General features: G+C 45.4%; 13 protein-coding genes and 1 riboswitch. Of the genes, 1 reads left to right on the top strand and 12 read right to left on the bottom strand.

The window, feature by feature from the left end:
- Positions 1 to 182: 182 nt before the first annotated feature.
- From LQ226_RS00185 to LQ226_RS00140, 10 genes are all read right to left on the bottom strand, one after another.
- Entirely contained in the window at positions 183 to 1,544 is a 1,362-nt protein-coding gene (locus LQ226_RS00185; RefSeq protein WP_231415705.1) for a PFL family protein, read from the bottom strand.
- Between the two features lie 12 nt (positions 1,545 to 1,556).
- Positions 1,557 to 1,832: an ACT domain-containing protein gene (locus tag LQ226_RS00180; RefSeq protein WP_188652622.1), complete on the bottom strand. Its 276-nt coding sequence runs from the start codon at positions 1,830 to 1,832 to the stop codon at positions 1,557 to 1,559.
- Positions 1,833 to 1,927: 95 nt separating this feature from the next.
- Positions 1,928 to 2,004: riboswitch (glycine riboswitch) on the bottom strand.
- Between the two features lie 96 nt (positions 2,005 to 2,100).
- Complete coding sequence (locus LQ226_RS00175; RefSeq protein WP_231417532.1) at positions 2,101 to 3,405, bottom strand: TrkH family potassium uptake protein; 1,305 nt, start codon at positions 3,403 to 3,405, stop codon at positions 2,101 to 2,103.
- 323 nt (positions 3,406 to 3,728) lie between these two features.
- Complete coding sequence (locus tag LQ226_RS00170; RefSeq protein WP_231415704.1) at positions 3,729 to 4,481, bottom strand: SDR family NAD(P)-dependent oxidoreductase; 753 nt, start codon at positions 4,479 to 4,481, stop codon at positions 3,729 to 3,731.
- Between the two features lie 250 nt (positions 4,482 to 4,731).
- Positions 4,732 to 6,096 (bottom strand): glycerol-3-phosphate transporter, encoded by a 1,365-nt coding sequence (gene glpT / locus LQ226_RS00165; protein WP_231415703.1) that lies wholly within the window; start codon positions 6,094 to 6,096, stop codon positions 4,732 to 4,734.
- Positions 6,097 to 6,616: 520 nt separating this feature from the next.
- Entirely contained in the window at positions 6,617 to 8,320 is a 1,704-nt protein-coding gene (locus tag LQ226_RS00160; protein WP_231415702.1) for a glycoside hydrolase family 13 protein, read from the bottom strand.
- A gap of 18 nt (positions 8,321 to 8,338) precedes the next feature.
- A complete protein-coding gene (locus tag LQ226_RS00155) occupies positions 8,339 to 9,166 on the bottom strand; it encodes a carbohydrate ABC transporter permease (protein WP_231415701.1) in 828 nt (275 codons plus the stop codon).
- Between the two features lie 12 nt (positions 9,167 to 9,178).
- Entirely contained in the window at positions 9,179 to 10,525 is a 1,347-nt protein-coding gene (locus LQ226_RS00150; RefSeq protein ID WP_231415700.1) for an ABC transporter permease subunit, read from the bottom strand.
- Between the two features lie 132 nt (positions 10,526 to 10,657).
- Positions 10,658 to 12,013 carry an ABC transporter substrate-binding protein gene (locus tag LQ226_RS00145; RefSeq protein WP_231415699.1) on the bottom strand — a complete coding sequence of 452 codons (1,356 nt, stop codon included), beginning with the start codon at positions 12,011 to 12,013 and terminating at the stop codon, positions 10,658 to 10,660.
- A 46-nt stretch (positions 12,014 to 12,059) separates the two neighbouring features.
- A complete protein-coding gene (locus LQ226_RS00140) occupies positions 12,060 to 13,070 on the bottom strand; it encodes a LacI family DNA-binding transcriptional regulator (protein WP_231415698.1) in 1,011 nt (336 codons plus the stop codon).
- A gap of 413 nt (positions 13,071 to 13,483) precedes the next feature.
- Between LQ226_RS00140 and LQ226_RS00135 the strand changes: the two genes are divergently transcribed.
- Positions 13,484 to 14,248 (top strand): serine hydrolase, encoded by a 765-nt coding sequence (locus LQ226_RS00135; protein ID WP_231415697.1) that lies wholly within the window; start codon positions 13,484 to 13,486, stop codon positions 14,246 to 14,248.
- Between the two features lie 334 nt (positions 14,249 to 14,582).
- Here the strand turns inward: LQ226_RS00135 and LQ226_RS00130 are convergent, their stop codons facing one another.
- Together LQ226_RS00130 and LQ226_RS00125 are read right to left on the bottom strand one after the other, a co-directional pair.
- Positions 14,583 to 16,157, bottom strand: coding sequence for a glycoside hydrolase family 32 protein (locus LQ226_RS00130; protein WP_231415696.1), 1,575 nt, complete (start codon positions 16,155 to 16,157; stop codon positions 14,583 to 14,585).
- Positions 16,158 to 16,260: 103 nt separating this feature from the next.
- Complete coding sequence (locus LQ226_RS00125; protein WP_231415695.1) at positions 16,261 to 18,819, bottom strand: glycoside hydrolase family 68 protein; 2,559 nt, start codon at positions 18,817 to 18,819, stop codon at positions 16,261 to 16,263.
- Between the last annotated feature and the right edge of the window lie 82 nt (positions 18,820 to 18,901).

Raw genomic sequence — 18,901 nt, 5'->3', positions numbered from 1 at the left:
AGCCAGCAGGGGCCTCACTTGAGTAGCTTTCTCTCTACTTGAGCCTCGGCCCCCGGACCTCGAGCCTCTTATCGCCAGCTTGAGCCGCTACCCTGCTCTCGAGCCGCTACCCCGCCACTCGAGCCACCCCCCACTCAAACAAAAAAAACTGCCCAAACCAAGTCTGGGCAGTCCACAAAAATCTAGTTTATCAACGACTGAAGAGGAGCAGGAATGCGACCGCCGCGATTCACGAAGCCTTCGCTGCTGTATGGATTAACGCCCATAACAGGAGCGCGGCCTAGTAATCCGCCGAATTCGACCATTTCGCCTTCTTCTTTTCCTGGTACCGGAATGACACGTACGGCTGTTGTTTTCTTATTAATCATGCCGATTGCTGCTTCGTCGGCGATGATGCCGGATAACGTTGCAGGGGAAGCGTCACCAGTAAGTGCGATCATATCAAGGCCTACGGAGCAGACGCATGTCATCGCTTCAAGTTTTGATAGGGAAAGGGATCCTTCCATTACTCCTTCGATCATCCCTTCGTCTTCACTAACCGGGATGAAGGCTCCGCTTAATCCACCTACATAAGAGCTTGCCATGGCGCCACCTTTTTTCACGGCGTCGTTCATAAGAGCAAGGGCTGCGATTGTTCCGTGGGTTCCGACGCGTTCGACACCGATTTCTTCTAGAATGCGAGCAACACTGTCGTTCAGCGCGTTCGTAGGAGCAAGGGATAGGTCGAGAATGCCGAATGGAACGCCGATTCGTTCGGCTACTTGGCGACCAACGAGTTCACCGGCACGAGTAATTTTGAAGACAGTATTCTTAATGACTTCTGATACTTCACCAAGATCCGCTTCCGGGTAACGTTTCAGCGCACTCAGTACAACTCCAGGTCCACTTACGCCAACGTTTAAGACTGCTTCGCCTTCCCCAGTTCCGTGGAAAGCGCCGGCCATAAACGGATTGTCCTCAACTGGGTTACTGAACACAACAAGTTTCGCGCAGGCAATTCCGTTTTGATCCTTCGTGCGTTCTGCTGCTTCACTAATCACGTGGCCCATTTGTTTTACAACGTCCATATTGATGCCAGTTCGAGTCGTCGCAACGGATACGGAACCACAAACGCGTTCTGTGACGCTTAACGCTTCAGGAAGAGAATCGATTAGCGTTTGGTCGCCTTTTGTGACCCCTTTATGAGTGAGAGCGGAATAGCCTCCGATGAAATCAACGCCGAGGTCTTTGGCTGCCTGGTCTAAGGTTTTTGCAACTTCTACGGCTTCAGAAACGGTTGCTTTCCCAAGGATTTCTGAAACGGGTGTGATTGAGATTCGTTTGTTAATAATCGGTACGCCGTATTCTTTTTCGACTTGTTCTGCGACGGTTGTTAAGTCTTTTGCGTATGTCGTAATTTTGTTGTAGACATTTTCTTTTAGCTTCTCAATATCTGAGTCAGCACAGTCACGGAGACTGATTCCGATTGTAACGGTGCGGATATCAAGATTCTCCATTTGGACCATGCGGATGGTTTCTGTTATTTCATTAAATGCAATATTCACGGGGAGACCTCCTTAAATGCGGTGCATAGACTGGAAGACTTCTTCTAGCTGCAGACTAATTTGCACGCCTAAGTTCTCGCCAGTTTCTTGTAGTACTTTTCGGATCGCATCTAAATCATGCGCTTCTTTCACATCGATAATCATGATCATCGTGAAGTATTCTTCAACGATCGTTTGGCTGATATCAAGCACGTTCAATTTATATTCTGCGAGCACGTTTGTCACGTTCGCGATAATTCCGACCTGGTCTTTTCCGATGACGCTTACTACTGCTTTACGTTTTTCCATGATGATCCACCTCTACCTATATTTTCTGTGAACAAAAAAAGAGATCAGCTCTCGCCGATCTCAGACAAACGTACCCATACATGTATTCTGTATGTAAGTTCGTTCCTGTCCGGTTGCCTGAGATCATGAACCCTTCGGCGCCGCTTTACGCGATCTCTCCAGGATTGGCTCCAGTTATAGTGTTACCCATAACCTTCACGGCCACTATTCTTTTGAATAAATGTAATGGTACCAATATGCGTATCGTTGGTCAAGGACTATGTTTCTCTCACCCTGTTAACACGTCTTCTTTTGGATATTTTACCCGGTCCGTACGGTGCCTCGCGAAAGCAAAAGCGAACGTAAGCGGCCCTAATTTCCCTATAAGCATCGTGAGGATGATGGTTACCTTGCCAATAGTCGTCAGGCTGCCCGTTAGACCCATCGATAACCCTACGGTCCCAAAGGCCGAGACGCCTTCAAACACGATGTCCAAAAACGGTGCGTCTTCTGTTAAATTTAAAATAAAAATCGCAACAAGAACGACAACCACACTTCCCATCGCAAGGGACAGAGCTCGTAAAATTAACGGATAAGGAAGACTGCGTTTAAACGTAACCACTTCCTCGCGCTGCTTATAAAACGTGAACGTAGCGAGCACGATTAAGAGGGCTGTTGTAAGCTTGATCCCCCCGGCCGTTGACGCACTTCCTCCTCCTATAAACATAAGGATAATCATATAAAAGAGGGAGGCGTGTTCCATTGAACCGATATCAAGCGTGTTAAACCCAGCTGTTCTTGGCGTCACCGCTTGGAAATACGATGCTTGGATCTGATCCGGAGTCGACATAGATGCGAGCGTGTTTGGGTTGTTGTACTCCAGCACAAAGATCATGAAAAAGCTGATCACGTTAATCCCAATGGTCCCAAGAATCATAAGCTTTGAATGAAGGGAGAGCTGGCTGAAGTCTTTGCTTTTCCACATGTCAAACACAACCGTAAACCCAATCCCACCGATGATAAATAAAATCGTGATAACAAGGTTCACAACCGGGTCTCCGACGTAGCCAGATAAACTATCGGACCAGATTGAGAAGCCTGCATTGTTAAAAGCCGAGATCGCATGAAAGACACTCGCATAAAGCGCTCTTCCCCAGCCTAAATCCGCCCCCCATTCAAGAGTCAAGAAGACAACTGCCATCGCCTCAACGACCAAACTAAAAATTAGCAACCTCTTCGCAAGAGCAATGACTCCCCCAAGCGTATTCTGATTCAGGGCTTGTTTAATTAACAAACGCTCCCGGATGCCAATCTTTCTCCCAAGAGCGAGATAGATAAATACAGCAAATGTCATAATCCCGAGCCCGCCAAGCTGGATTAAAGCCATAATGACGATTTCTCCGAAGGTTGTAAAAGCTGTTCCTGTATCGACCACCACAAGCCCCGTAACCGTCATGGCAGACGTTGAAGTAAATAGAGCATCGACAAAGGAGATCCCCTCCGTAGTTGAGATCGGTAATAAAAGAATAAATGTACCAACTAAAATAAGTGCAAGAAACGTACTAATCAAAATCTGGGGTGGATTCCACTCCATCTGCTTGTCTCTCTTTTTCACCCTAACCCTCCCCCTTCAGGCAACACTTCCAAATAATCTCTATATACTACCCTATTTAACTCCTCCTCACCCCAAAAAGCAACCCTTATTTTAAGACTTCTCATTAGCGCACTAAAGGACTAATGCGTGCCAGACACCCGGTGCTGCGTTAAAGCACTGACGCGTGTCTGACACGCTTCACTGCTCTAACGCAATGGTGTGTGTCTGACACGCTTCACTTCACTAAAGCAAAGAAGCAGAAAAAACGTGAGCGCTTTTACTTTGCGCTCACGTTTCTTATCATATGCATCGTTTGGAAACAATTAGGATTTCGTACTTGTAAAGCCACCGTCGATGCGAATAACGTCTCCGTTAATATATTGAGCTTTAGACGTTAATAAGAAGGCTACGGTTTCAGCGACTTCTTCTGGTGTGCCTAAGCGTTTTTGTGGAATGCCGTTTTCTGCACTTTCTTTCATGTTTGGATTGTTTTCAAAGAACTCTTTAACCATTGGAGTTTCTGTTGGGCCTGGAGCAATCGCGTTCACGCGTAGTCCGTCTTTTGCATATTCAGCTACAAGACTCTTCGTTAACCCGACCATAGCATGTTTTGTTGCGGAATAAGTCACTACGGAATCTTGACCGATTACACCTGCACTTGAAGATGTATTCACAATCGCGCCTCCGCCATTTTTGACCATCACTTCAGCCACATAACGTACGCCATATAAGGCGCCCATTAAGTTGATTCCTACTATCTTTTCGATTTCACTTACTTCTGTATCAAGGAAATAGCCGCCACTGCCTGAAATTCCAGCGTTATTGAAGAAATAATCGATTGTACCAAAATGATTAACCGTCTCATCTACATAGTTTTTCACTTCATCAGGTTTTGAGACATCCGCTTTGATGAAGATCGCATCAACACCTGCTTCTTTTAATTGCTTAACGGTTTCATTTCCGCCTTCTTCATCAATATCTACAACAGAAATATTCACGTTATCTTCTGCAAGGCGCAACGCTGTAGAGCGGCCTAACCCACTACCAGCACCTGTAATAACTGCAACTTTACTCATCTCAAAAACCTCCTTAAGTAGTATCACACCATTACAATTTCCCAAAATGCTTCACACTATAAACCTGGAAACATCCCCCATCCTTTGACGCTGTAAAGAGCAGACGCGTGTCAGACACCCTTTATCGCTCTAAAGCACTACTACGTGCCTGACACCCTTTCACACTCTAAAGCACGACCAGGTGTCTGGCACGCTCCATCGCTCTAAAGCAAAAAAGCAAGCACCTCATAAGGGTGCTTGCTTGATTTTTTTAATGATGTTTTACAACTTCTTGGCCTTTTACGTTCCATGTGAAGGCGAAGAGGATGACGGCTAGTACACAGGAGCCTGTTAGAAGCATGAATCCTGCATCCCAGCTTGCGAATTGTACAATGTAACCAAGTAAAGCATTTGCCATAACAGCACCACCAAGGTAACCGAATAATCCAGTCAGGCCAGCTGCTGTTCCTGCAGCTTTTTTCGGTACATAGTCTAGTGCTTGTAATCCAATTAGCATAACCGGTCCATAGATCAGGAAGCCGATTGCAATTAGCGCTGCATTATCAATCATTGGATTTCCGGCTGGATTTAACCAGTACACAACAACTGCGACAAGAACACCTAGCATAAACACCACGCCTGCTGGTCCGCGGCGCCCTTTAAATACTTTGTCCGATATATACCCACAGAGTAATGTTCCTGGGATTCCCGCCCATTCATAAAGGAAATAAGCCAAACTTGATTCTTCCATATTAAATCCTTTTTCTTCACTTAAGTATGTTGGCGCCCAGTCCAGCACACCATAACGTACGAAGTAGACGAAGACGTTCGCAATCGCAATCGTCCAAACCCATTTATTGTTCAAAACGTACTTAAATAAAATCTCTTTCGTCGTCAGTTCTGTTTCGAATGTCTTCTTCGATTTAGAAGGATAGTCATTACGGTATTCCTCAATTGGAGGCAACCCGACAGATTGCGGAGTATCTCGCATAAGAAGAAAAGCGACCAATGCCACAACAATAGCAACGAGGGCTGGTAAGATGAAGATCCCTTCATATCCAGCAAAACTTGCCCCAAAATAGGTGGTTACAATCGACACACCCGCAATCGCAAGAGGAGCCATTAAGCCTCCACCTACATTGTGTGCTACGTTCCATATGGCAGTTTTCCCTCCACGTTCACTAACACTGAACCAGTGAACAAGCGTACGCCCGGACGGTGGCCAGCCCATACCTTGCACCCACCCATTTAAGAATAGCATGACAAACATAATAGCTATAGACGAGGTGAAAAATGGGATAAAACCTATACTCAAATTAATAATCGCGGATAAGATCAAACCGGTAGCTAAGAAATACCTGGCGTTACTCCTATCCGAGACGGTCCCCATCACAAACTTACTTATTCCGTACGCAATCGAGATCGCAGAAAGAGCCAACCCAAGCTCTCCCTTTGAAAATCCTTCTTCTGTTAAATAAGGAATTGCCAATGAGAAGTTCTTGCGAATTAAATAGTAACCCGCATAACCTATGAAAATTCCTAAGAAAACCTGAAGCCTGAGCTTCTTATATTCAGCATCTACTTGTTCATCTGGTAATCTCTCTTTAGCAGAAGCTGGTTTGAAAAAATCAAACATGAAAACCCTCCTAATTTATTAGCTTGTTGGTTTCATAGAATCTCTATGAACCTTCTAACCGTCCCACCAAGTTAAATCCATGGAACGTTTAGATCCTCCTTTCTAATAAATTTCATCCAAGGTGAAAACAAAAAAGCCCACACTCCTCCAGAACTTTATCATCCGATAAAGCCCCAAAATAGTGTGAGTCTCCGTGTTCTCCGTTCAAAGTATTAACTTGTATGGCACAAGTTTACCCTCCTTTGAAAACGCTGTCAACAAAATATTGAAAATATTTCCCTATATTTCATCCTAATCCGACATTTTCCTACATTTGCTTTCTCCCTATAAAGCAATGACGCGTGTCAAACACCCTTTACTGCTTTAATAAACTACCAGGTGTCAGACACCCTTCATCGCTCTAAAGCACTACTACGTGCCTGACACCCTTTCACACTCTAAAGCGCGACCAGGTGTCTGGCACGCTCCATCGCTCTAAATCAAAAAAGCAAGCACCTCATCAGGGTGCTTGCTTTTTGGGTTATTGTTGGTGGTAGACAACCGCTTCGTAGGGGCGGAGTTTCATACCGTCTTTCGATGCGTCTGGGGCATCGTTGTAGTTGTGGATCATGACAAGGGCTTCTTCAAAGTTTACGTCTTCTGGCCACGGACGCTCGATTGTTTCGCCTGTCCAGTTGGTTACAACGACTAGCTTTTGCCCTTCATGTTCACGCTTATACGCATACACTTCTTCATCTTCAGGCCAAATAAGGGTGTGATCCCCATTTACGATGACCTCATGTTGTTTCCGAAGAGCAATCAGCTTCTTATAGTAATGAAAGATCGAATCAGGGTTCTCTCGCTCTTTCTCAACATTGATCTGATCGTAATTCGGATTCACTTTCAGCCATGGAGTACCTGAAGTGAAGCCTGCATTCTCAGATGAATCCCACTGCATCGGCGTACGGGCGTTGTCACGGCCTTTTTCATGAATCGCTTTTAGAATTTTATCTGGATCATGGCCTTTCTCAACAACCATATCCTGCCAAAGATTTCGGATCTCAACATCCTCATAATCGTCAATCGACGGGAAGTGCACGTTCGTCATCCCGATCTCCTGACCCTGGTAAACGTAAGGTGTGCCCTGCATCATATGGAGCCAGGTTGCAAGCATCTTCGCGCTCACGTCATGATACTCCCCGTCATCACCGAAGCGAGAAACGGAACGTGGCTGGTCATGGTTTTCAAGATAAAGAGAGTTCCATCCCTTATTAAAGAGCTCCACCTGCCAGGTCGACATAATCTCTTTTAGTTCTGTTAATTTCCAATCCTTCTCTTCCCATTTCCCCATTTGACCACCAGGCTGGGCGTCGACATCCATGTGCTGGAACTGGAATAACATCGACAACACGCCTGAATCTTCATTCGTAAACTGTTTGCCTTCCTCAGGCGTAACAAATCCGGTCTCCCCAACCGTTAAGATATCGTAATGGTCAAGCACTTCTTCTTTCATCTCCTGCATAAATTCCATGAAGCGAGGGCCGTTGGCGAAGTAATCGCTGCCCCACTGGAACTCGTCATCAGGTTTTGTCACAGGGGCATCCGGGAGTCCTTCTACTTTTGAAATTAAGTTGATCACGTCCATGCGGAAGCCGTCTACACCACGGTCTAGCCACCAGCGCATCATATCGTACACTTTATGACGGACTTCGGGGTTCTCCCAGTTTAAGTCGGGCTGCTTTTTCGTAAATAAATGAAGAAAGTACTCACCCGTCGGCTCATGGTATTCCCATGCTGAACCGCTGAAGAAAGAAAGCCAGTTGTTCGGCTCCTTCCCGTCTTCATTTGGCGGGCGCCAGATGTAAAAGTCTCGATACGGATTGTCTTTTGACTTCTTCGCTTCTTGGAACCACGGATGCTCATCAGACGTGTGATTGACAACCAGGTCCATAACAAGTTTTAACCCTTTCTCATGCATTGTCGAAATTAAGCGATCCCACGTCTCTAAATCACCGAACTCTGTCATGATGTCCTGATAATCACTAATATCATAGCCATTATCATCATTTGGGGACTTGTAGATCGGAGAGAGCCAGATGACGTCAATTCCAAGCTCAACAAGGTAATCGAGCTTTTCGATAATGCCTTCTAGATCACCGATGCCATCACCGTTACTGTCATTGAAGCTTCTCGGATAAATTTGATAGACGACCGAGTTTTTCCACCATTGTGTTGATTGTCCCATGTTCTAAATCCCCCTCATTTATTCTTTTACAGCACCTGAAGTCAGACCAGAAACAATGCGGCGTTGGAATACGAGCACCATTATAACGAGTGGAACAGTTACAATAACCGTTGCCGCTGTTACTTCTCCCCAAGGAATCGTGTACTGACCCTGGAACATTCCAATTCCGACCGGAACCGTCTTGTGACTTTCCGCTGTATTAATCGTTAAAGCAAATAGAAACTCATTCCACGCTGCAATAAACACCAGGATCGCTGTTGTAAAAATCCCTGGTACAGCCAGTGGCAAAATGATTCTGAAATACGTCTGCATCATAGAAGCTCCGTCCATCTTGGCGGACTCTTCTAAATCGAACGGGATCTTACGGAAAAACGTAACGAGCAACCAGATCGATAAAGGTAATGCAAAGGTGGTATATGGAATAATTAACCCGAGGTAACTATTCGTTAAACCCAAGTTCTTCATAAAAATATAAATCGGCGAAATCGTAGCAATCTGCGGGAACATCGACACCGATAGCACAAGACCTAAGATGACCGTTTTACCCGGAAATTCAAGACGGGCAATCGCATACGCTGCAAAAGCGGCTACGAAAACGGTATAAACTGTTGTAATCGTTGCGACGACCGTACTGTTCCACAAGTAATTCAAGAACGGATAATTCACAAAGACTGATACATAATTCTCTACTGTCGGATTGTTTGTAAACCAATTAAATGCTTCATCACCAAACAATTCAGCTACCGGTTTGACGGAGCTCAATAAGATCCACAGAAACGGGAACATGATGATGAAAATAAATATCGCTAAGAATAGGTAGAAGCCTACCCCTGCTTTTTTCTGCATCCTGATCACTCCTTATTTTTTCGCTCCGTCTCCAAGTAAGTCTGAGCCTAAGAATTTAATGTAGATCATCGAGATAATCGCTACACACACAAACACAATGACCGCAAGTGCCGACCCTTCTCCAAAGTTCGTCTGACCGAACATGACTTTATACGAGAAGAGCGAGATCGTTTCCGTTGCGTTCGCTGGTCCTCCGCCTGTTAAAACGAAAATTAAGTCAAAGACACGGAAGGCATCGAGCGTACGGAACAGCAATGCGACAAGAAGACTTGATTTTAGGAGTGGAAGAGTAATTTGCGTAAATTGCTTCCACTTACTCGCCCCGTCAATCGAGGACGCCTCATACAAAGAGCTCGGAATCGTTTGAAGCCCGGCTAGTAAAAGAAGGGCCATATACGGCGTTGTCTTCCATACGTCTGTTAATATAACCGCGGCCATGGAGCCAACCGGCGTTGTAAGAAGCGTACTCATATGATCAATAATTCCGATCTCCGAGAAGAATTTAGCGATGATCCCGTTTTGACCATCATATAAGAAGCTCCACATCTTAGCGGAGACCGCTGTTGGAATGGCCCAAGGAATCAAAATCGCTGCCCGTACCATCCCGCGCCCGAAGAACGCTTTATTAATAAGAAGCGCGATGGCCATACCAAAGACAAGCTCAAGCCCTACAGAGATCACGGTGAAAATCCCTGTATTCATTAGAGAAACCCACATCCGCTTTTCGGTTAAACTATTTTTATAGTGTTCAAGTCCGATAAAATTCGACTCCACCACTGTTTTCAGTAAGGCATTCGAAAGACCGGTGAGCTTCTCACCTTGCTCAAGAACGCCTTCATCCTGGAGCGTATTCAGTTCTTTATTAATCGAAGCGAACTCTTCATCAAACTCTTGACCAAATGATCGATCGATTTCAACAAACTTCAGATCCTCACTAGGAACTTCAAAGTTGAACAGAAGTTCATCCACCTCTTCATAAGGACCCGCCACTCCGTCCTGGGCTTTTAACTTCTCATCAAACTCTGTCAGTTCACCTTTGATTTCCTGGAGCTGATCTTGAACATCTGGCGGGGCATCATCGATCTCTTGATCGAGCGCCGTGACTAAGAACGGCTGATTGTTTAAGTACCGCTCGAGATCCAGGGTATAATCCAAATGAATGCTAGACTTCGTTGGTTCATTTAACCTGTAATCAAATAAACTAAAATAAAAAGATTGCAAAACAGGCCAAATTGCAATAATTAAGATGAGGATTAACGATGGAGCAACTAAAAGAAAACCTGTCCTTCTCTCTTTCTTCTTTGCATCATTTACCTTCGTGGTGACGTCCTGCTTGGAACTTTTCAGCCGAGTCGACACGACAACCTCCTCCTTTATTCCCCTAAAGGGTCAAAAGAGTAGAAAAGGGCACTCCTCCCCCCGACAATATAAACGGATGTCATTTATAAAGTTGGAAGGATGAGTCGCCCTCACCTTACTCTCTGAATGGACTTACTGCATAACTTTTTGTAACTCTTCCTCCATCTTCGCGGCTGCTTCTTCTGGAGTCATCTCACCAGCGATCGCTTTTGAGATGTTGATTTGAATAATCTCTGAAACTTCTGGATAGTTTGGCGCTACAGGACGTGAAACAGCTGCTTCAAGCCCTTCTTGGAAACCTTCTTGTTTAAAGAATGGGTTCGCTTCAAGAATTTCTTCGTCTTCAAATAGGGCCGGAAGCGTTGGCGCTAAGCCACCGTGAATCGCAGAGATCTTCTGACCTTCTGGGCCTGTCATGAATTTAACGAACTCCCATGCTTCCTGTGGATGCTCAGAGTATTTGTTAATCGCTGTCATCCAACCACCAAGGGCTGCTGCAGAACCTGCGTCACCTGCTGGAAGTGGTGCAACACCAATGTTTCCAACGATATTTGATTCGTTCTCGTCATTTGCTAGGTTCCACTGGTAAGGCCAGTTACGAATGAATGGAGACTGTCCTTCGATAAAGGCTGTGTGCGATTCCACTTCCGTAAAGGTTGTAATGTTACCAGGTACGAAATCAGATGTTGCGACTTCAACCATTTTGGAGATCCCTTTGACTGTTTCCGGGCTGTTTACAACGACCTCTCCATCTTCGTTCAGAATGGCACCACCGTAAGAAGCGATGTATTCAATGGCGTTCGTAACTAATCCTTCGTACTGTTTTGCTTGCATTAAGTAACCAAATTCAGTACCTTCTGCGCCTTTATTTTCTTTAGCAGAGGCAATCAGCTCATCCCAAGTCTGTGGAACTTGGTCTTCTGAGATAATATCCGTTCGATAGAATAATAGTCCTGTATCAATAAACTTCGGCATAGCCCACTGTTTTCCGTTGAAGGTAGCAGCAGAAAGGGCTCCCTGGTTGTAGTCATCTGTGTTGATGCCGTCTTTTTGAAGGAAACGATCAAGCGGTAATACGTAACCAGCTTGAGCAAACTCAGCCGGCCAGATTACGTCTAAGTCCATCACATCAATTTCAGAGGACTCAGCGTTTAGCATCGTTACATATTGGTCATGCTGTTGACCTGAGTCAGAAGGCATTTCACGAAATTCAACCTGAATGTTCGGATGCTCTTCATTGAAAGCTTCTACAATCTTAGCCGTGCCTTCTGTGGAGTCTTGCCCACGTGCATAAACAAGTTTGACCACTTCATCAGATCCTTCAGCTTCTTCTCCGCCATTATCTGATGATGTATCTGTTTCTTCCGTTGTAGAATCATCTTCGTTATCCGTAGACGATGTTGTATCATCATCTCCGCTACAAGCTGCAAGGGCAAATACAAACACCAACACCAACATAAGCGACAACAACCAGTGCTTCATTTTCATTAAAAAGACCTCCCCTTATTTTTGAACACGCTTTCATTTAAGCGATTTATTCAACAGCCCGGATTGGACTGACTGTTGACTCTCTAATAATTAACTCTAGTGGATACTCATAGACTTCCTTCTCTTTCCCTTTGTGATGAATCCTGTCTAACATCACTTCAACCGCCCGTTTCGCTAAAAAAGGGATGGGCTGTTCGACTGTTGAGATCTTCGGGTCCATCACCTTCGTGATCACCTGGTTATCAAACCCGATTACCGCAAGGGATTCAGGAACCTTCACCCCGTATTCCTTCGCTCCTGTAATGATTCCGGCTGCGACTTCATCACTTCCCGTAAAGACGGCAGTAGGTGGATCAGGCATTTGATGAATGTGTTTGAAAATACGGATGCCATCTTCAATCGAGAACGCATCATAGAATCCATATCGCTCATCAAAATTGAGATTGAATTCCTCGAAAGCAAGATCAAAGCCTCTTCTCCGGTGCTGACCTACGTTACTCTTCTGCCCGCCCGTGCAATAAGCGATTTTCTTATGTCCTTGTCTGATTAAATGTTTGGTAGCCACATAGCCTCCGTGCACCTGGTCAAACTTTACGGTCGGAATCGTAGCCTCTTCTTCAAACTCATTACAGAGAATCATCGGACCGTAGGATAAGTATTCTTTCACAACATCCCAGTCATTCTCGAGCGACGTTAAGATCATCCCATCAACTTGCCTCATTTTCAAAAGCTCGAGGTGCTTGAGTTCCGTTTCCGTTGAGTACATCGTCTGGCAGATCAGTAGCTGATAGCCATGCTTCGCTGCCTGGATTTCCATTGATTCAGCTAACTGTCCGAAGAACGGGTTCATAATGCGCGGCACGAGCACCGCAATCATCTTCGTCTTCTTATTCCGAAGACTCCTCGCAGATGAATTCGGCACATACCCAAGCTCCTTCATCGCCTCAAACACTTTCTCTTTCTTCTTAATGGAGACGTGGGGATAATCGTTGATTACTCTTGAAACCGTCGATTTCGATAACCCAGCCCGCTTCGCCACATCATCAATCGTTACCATAACCACCCTCCTTTCGAGGAAAAAGATTTTTGAAACCGATTTCAAAATTTCATAGAATAAAAGTTTCAAAAGACCACTGAGTCGGACTCAACTCCTTTTGAAACCGTTTTCAATTTGTTGACTCGATTATATATCAGCCCAAACTGCACCGCAACCATAACCGTACGACGGATTTTGACAAATTCCGACACAACCTTTAATGCATTACCACAGTGCCGGGTGTCAGACACCCTTTAGTGCATTAGCGTGACGCTGCGTGTCTGACACCCTTCATCCCTTTAGTGTGCTAACGCGCGTTTCTTTCGCTTGTATATGCGCGATCTTTTGATAGGATAATAGGTACCCAATACCTTCCAAGTCGTATAGATGGAAGCGAGAGGAGAATTCTCTTAATGAACACCTTACAAGATAGAATGGAACGTAGACTTCATCAAATAAACGCTTCTGCCTCGATCCTCATCACAGCAGGAGACTCGCCCCTCTTTTCCCGCGATGAAGACACATCCCTTCGTGCGGCAAGCGTCATTAAAGTTCCCATCATGATGGAAGCCTTTCGTCAGCATCAGGCGGGAACCCTCAATTTAGATAACGTCCAAAACATCCATCCCACTGAAACCGTTGGGGGTGCTGGAGTGATTCACTATTTATCCGGGAAACAAGACTATACTCTGCGGCAGCTGATCGAACTGATGATTATCGTATCGGATAACACCGCTGCAAACTTAGTATTAGAAGCAGTCGGTATGGAAAACGTGAATGCCCTATTGAAGCAGCTCGGCTGTGAGCATTCGGTGATCGAGCGTTTCTTTATGGATTCAGAAGCGATTGAAAACGGTTTAGAAAATTGGACAACAGCCAGAGATATGGTTACCTGTTTGCAGGCGATATATGAACACCATCCCCTTTTTATAAAAGAAGATCAAATGAAAATGAAAAAAGTCTTACAAAACCAGCAGTTCAAAGACCTGCTCGGTTCGTTTACTTCTTCTGAAGAGATTATGACCTATCATAAAACCGGTGAGCTCGAAGGTGCTGAACATGATGCGGGGATTTTTGAATATAGAGGTAAAACCATTTATGCGGCTGTTTTAACGGATGGTCTTAGTAGAAATCAGGAAGGCCGTGAGATGATTGCCTCTGTTGGGCAATGGATTGCGGAGGAGATCGCGAAGGATTAGGTGTCATCTTATATGAGGGAGGGGGGTTTTAGACGTCCTGGCCAGGAATTTAGACGTAGCGTCTGATATTTAGACGTTCTGACAAAGAATCTAGACGTCGTTTCTTTCTTTTTAGCCGTGGGCGCTCTTTTCTCGTCGTCCTATCTAGCTTTCTAGCCGTGGCGATCCGCTTACTCGTCATCCCCTCCTCTTTTCTAGACGTAACAAAACGTTTTCTCGACCTCGCGTATCTCTTTTTAGCCGCGCAAAGCCACTTTCTCGACCTCGCATCCCCCACCTTCATCCCAAAACCTAAAAAAAGCCCGGCTACTATAAAAGCAGCCAGGCCTTTCCCTTATTCATGCATCGATTTCATATCATAAACCTCTAAAGACTCAATCTTCACAGTTCCTCCGTAAGAATAGATCGACAGGCCATCGCTACCTTCAGTCGGGAAGATCTGATTGGTTAACACTTTCTGCCCATTATTTCCGAATACCTCTACAGAAGATTCATCGACATAAATGTGAAGCTTAATCGTATACCCATTCATCGCCTCCATCGGGGCGCGGTAGACGCCGCCGAATTCCGGGTGGAAATCGGTTTTACCGGAGTTGTTCCGGTCTGTGAAGAGGTAGTTATTCCGGTCGTCATAGCCGACGATCGTCTCTTCACCTTCACCTTCTGCCACTTTAAAGCCGAACTCATTCGCCTCATCGACTCGGAACGTGGCCACGATTTCATAGCTACTCTGATCAAACTCAGGCATCGCCATGGTTCCGTTAAGCGTTCGGTTCTCCATCTCCATCAATTTCTCACCGCGCAGGTTCTGTAATTCTTCGATAGGCTGCTGGGTGAGAAGCATTTCGCCTCTGTCGTTTGTCGTCAAACTCACTTCACGAGGAATACTCATCGCACCGCGCCACGGGGAGGTCGGGATATCAGCCGCATACTGCCAATTACTCATCCAGGCAATCCAAACGACACGGTCCATATTGTTAAAGGCTTGGGTGGCATAAAAGTCTTTCCCGTAATCGGTCCATTTCGTCTCGGTTTGATCGGGGTCCAGTTTAAATTCTTTTCCATCGAAATCACCGATAAAATACTGGCTTCCAGATCCACCAGCGATGCTTCCTGGGTTCATGTCCACCTGAAGCACCCATTTCTTATTGTCAGAATCACCATCGACTGCAAGTTCAAACAGTTCAGGCGTTTCCCAAACACCTCCGTGAGCCCCGTGTTCAGCACCAAACTCACTACTATAAGACCAATCCACAAGATTCTCCGATTCATAAAACATTACCTTGTCTCCCGCAACGAGAAGCATCACCCACTTCTCTGTTTCCTCATGCCACATTACGACGGGGTCGCGGAAGTCTTTTATCCCTGGATTCGGTACAACGGGATTCCCTTCCTCATACTTCGTCCACGTCTTCCCTTCGTCTGTACTATATGCCAGGCGCTGGTCCTGAACATCACCCGCATTTGTATAATAAGCAATCAGACCGCCCTCGTCCTCTGGGAAAAGACCGCTCGTATTATCATCATCAACGACGACACTTCCTGAGAAAATCATCCCGTTCTCATCTGGTGTCATGGCTACGTCGAGCTCTTTCCAATGGACAAGGTCCTCACTTACCGCATGGCCCCAGCTCATATGACCAAACTGGTCGCCTTTTGGATTGTGCTGATAGAACAGATGGTACTTTCCTTTATAGTACACCATTCCATTAGGATCGTTCATCCAATTCTCTGCTGGTGTGTAGTGAAATTGCGGGCGCCATGGCTCGTCATAAGAAGCATTCGTTGCCTTACTCGTTTCCTCGATCGTATCTGGTTCGTCTTTTTGCAGGACGTACCAGATGGAAACGGCCACGATTAGCACCAAAATAACCACACCGCTAATCAGCAATTGTTTCATTTTCGTCATGTCATTCACCTCTATAAAAGGAAGCTAGCCTACTAGACTAGCTCCCCTGTGTTTCTTTCTCTACTTGTACCAGTCGTGCTCATTCTTTAAGAACGGAAAAAGGTTATTTATTTTTCCCTTTTGCTTTCCCGTTATTTTTTGATTCGAATAACTGGCCTTGTTCAAGTGTGCCTTCAATCGAAGTCTCCATACCATCTACATCAAGCTGTAGCGTTGGAGCTAATGTTCCGCCAAAGTGGCTGAACTGATATTCTTCAGATTGAGCGCCAAGATCGCCAATCTCAAGACCGTTTAAGTTATCGAAGTTCGCGAAGCTTAATACGTTCATGTTCGGTATAACCATCCAAGAATACGCCTGGAATGGATCTTCTTCAGGGTTCGCGATCACAAGACCACTTTCGTTTAGAGGCTTATAGTCCCCTTTAAGAGAGTCTGCGTTGAAACCATAAAGACCGTCCTCACCAGCAAGTCCTGGACCGAATTTATGCTTATGCGTATTCGTGAACAGGTAGTACTCGCCATCTTCTACCACAATGTGCGGGCGCTCTAACTCCTGGTTCACACGCTCTGCTTCAAGAAGAGGTTCTTGTGCTTCAAACTCCGTATAGTCATCGTTCATCGCTTTTGCAATACCGATCGAACCGTTAAAAATGGTTGCGAATTCATTTGGCTTGTGATTTTCACGAGCACGCTCAAGTGGTGTACCTGGTGTGTTCGCTTCAAACAAGATGTACTCTTCGTTTGTTTGTGGATCTTGGAAGAACCATGGATCACGGAACGTGTACGCAATGTCGCCTGCTTCAGACTGCTCTTGTGTCTGGTACAGCTCACCTTCTGGCTCTAAAATTACTTGATGCTCTGACCAGTCTTTGAACGTTACACCATTTTGACCTGTCATCTTAGCAGAAGCTGTCGCTAAACGCTGCTCGTAAGAAAGGTTTTCTTCTCCCTTACGACCTGTTGCTGTGTAGAACATGTGAATCTCGTTGTTCTCAACCATCGCAGATCCTGCCCACTGACGAGAACCGAGCGCGTCGTCACCTTCAAATACTTCCCCAGCAAGCTCCCAATTCTGACCGTCTTTAGACGTGAAATAGCGAATTTCTGCAATGTCATGACGCTTCCCTGGTAGTACGTCTGATGGAGCCGTCAGAGAGAATAGAACGTATTGTCCTTTTACTTTTGCAATTGAACCGTCCTTGTTACGTAAAGGCCACGTATCCCATACATGGTAGTCTTCAGTCATCTGATCTAATTCTTTTACATCAAAATTCGGCGCTGTAGTCTCTTCTGTAAGTTTGTATTCTTCTAGAGCGTCAGCACTCCAAGCAGGTGTTGTGTCCTCTTCTGTTTCTGGATACTCAATTTCACCCTCATTAAGAACGCCTGTGATTTCAGAGTTCTCACCATCAAGGTTGATCTCAAGAGTCGGTGCGAACTGACCACCTTTAATCGCTTCTCCGTTATCCGTAAATTCGTTAATGAAGCTGATCACGTTCTCGTTCGGAAGGACCGCCCAAGAATAAGTCTGGAATGGATCACTTTCAGGGTTCGCTACTACAAGGCCGTTGTCGTTCATTGGTTTGTAGTCGCCGCGAAGGGAATCGTTCACGAAACCATACAATCCGTCAATCCCATCATCAAGACCTGGAGCAAACGTGAACTGGTGACTGATCGTAAATAAATGATAGTTTCCATCTTTCACGACAATATGCGGTCGCTCTAACTGTTGGTTCACACCGTCTGCTTCAAGTAGTGGCGGAAGAAGTTCGAAGTTATCTAAACTTTTATCCGTCGCTTTTGCAATCCCGATGTTTCCATTAAAGTCTTCAGACCCTTCAGGAACGTCATGTGTAGCACGGAACTCCTCATCTCCAATGTTACTTGGGTCTAATGATTTTTCGTACCCAGCTGTATTTCCTTCGAAAAGAATGTACTCTTCACCAGTAGCCGGGTCCTGGAAGAACCATGGGTCACGGAAAGAATAAATAATACTTCCTGTCTTCTGATCTTGCGTTTCGTAATATGTACCATCTGCTTCAGCCAGGATTTGGTGTTCTCCAGTGTTTTCTACTGAGAACTCCCCGTTGTCTTCAAACATGTAAAGCTCTGTTTTCGCTAATCGCTGTTCAAAGTGGTTCTGAGCTGTTTCGTTTTCCTTACGACCTGAAGCTGTGTAAAATAATGTGACTTTACCGGAATCGTCCATCATCGCAGAACCAGCCCACTGACGAGAACCGTATGCTTTCTCTGGGTCATACGCTACGCCGCCGACTTCCCAGTTCTCTCCATCTTCAGAGATGAAATAACGGATAACCGCGTGGTCGTGACGTCCACCCCACGTGTAATCCTTTGAAGCTGTTAGTGCGAATTGAACTTTGTAACCATTAATCTCTGCTAAAGATCCATCACGGTTTCGTAAAGGCCACGTGTCCCAGATCCATAAGTCCTCGGCAACTACTTTAAAGTCAGCGTCGATTTCTGGAGCTGTGTTCTCGCTCGTACGCTCAAAATTCTGCGCCATCTGACGCGTCCATTCTGCAGTGACCGTGTTTGATGTGGTTTCTGCTTTTACAGACTGCATAGGTGAAGTGGCAAATAAACTACTAATAAGGGCAGTTGTCAACGCCAGTCTTGTAAAAGTCGATTTCTTTTTACTCAAGATGAATCCCTCCGTTTTTTGGTTGTTTTTGCGGTGCGTCTTAACGGTATGCTACGAAAACCCCACTCGTCAAAGCTTTTTA

The organism is Pontibacillus sp. HN14, assembly GCF_021129245.1.
Lineage (GTDB): Bacteria > Bacillota > Bacilli > Bacillales > BH030062 > Pontibacillus.
Note: the sequence above shows the minus strand (reverse complement) of the source record. Positions and strands in the feature narration are given on the sequence as shown.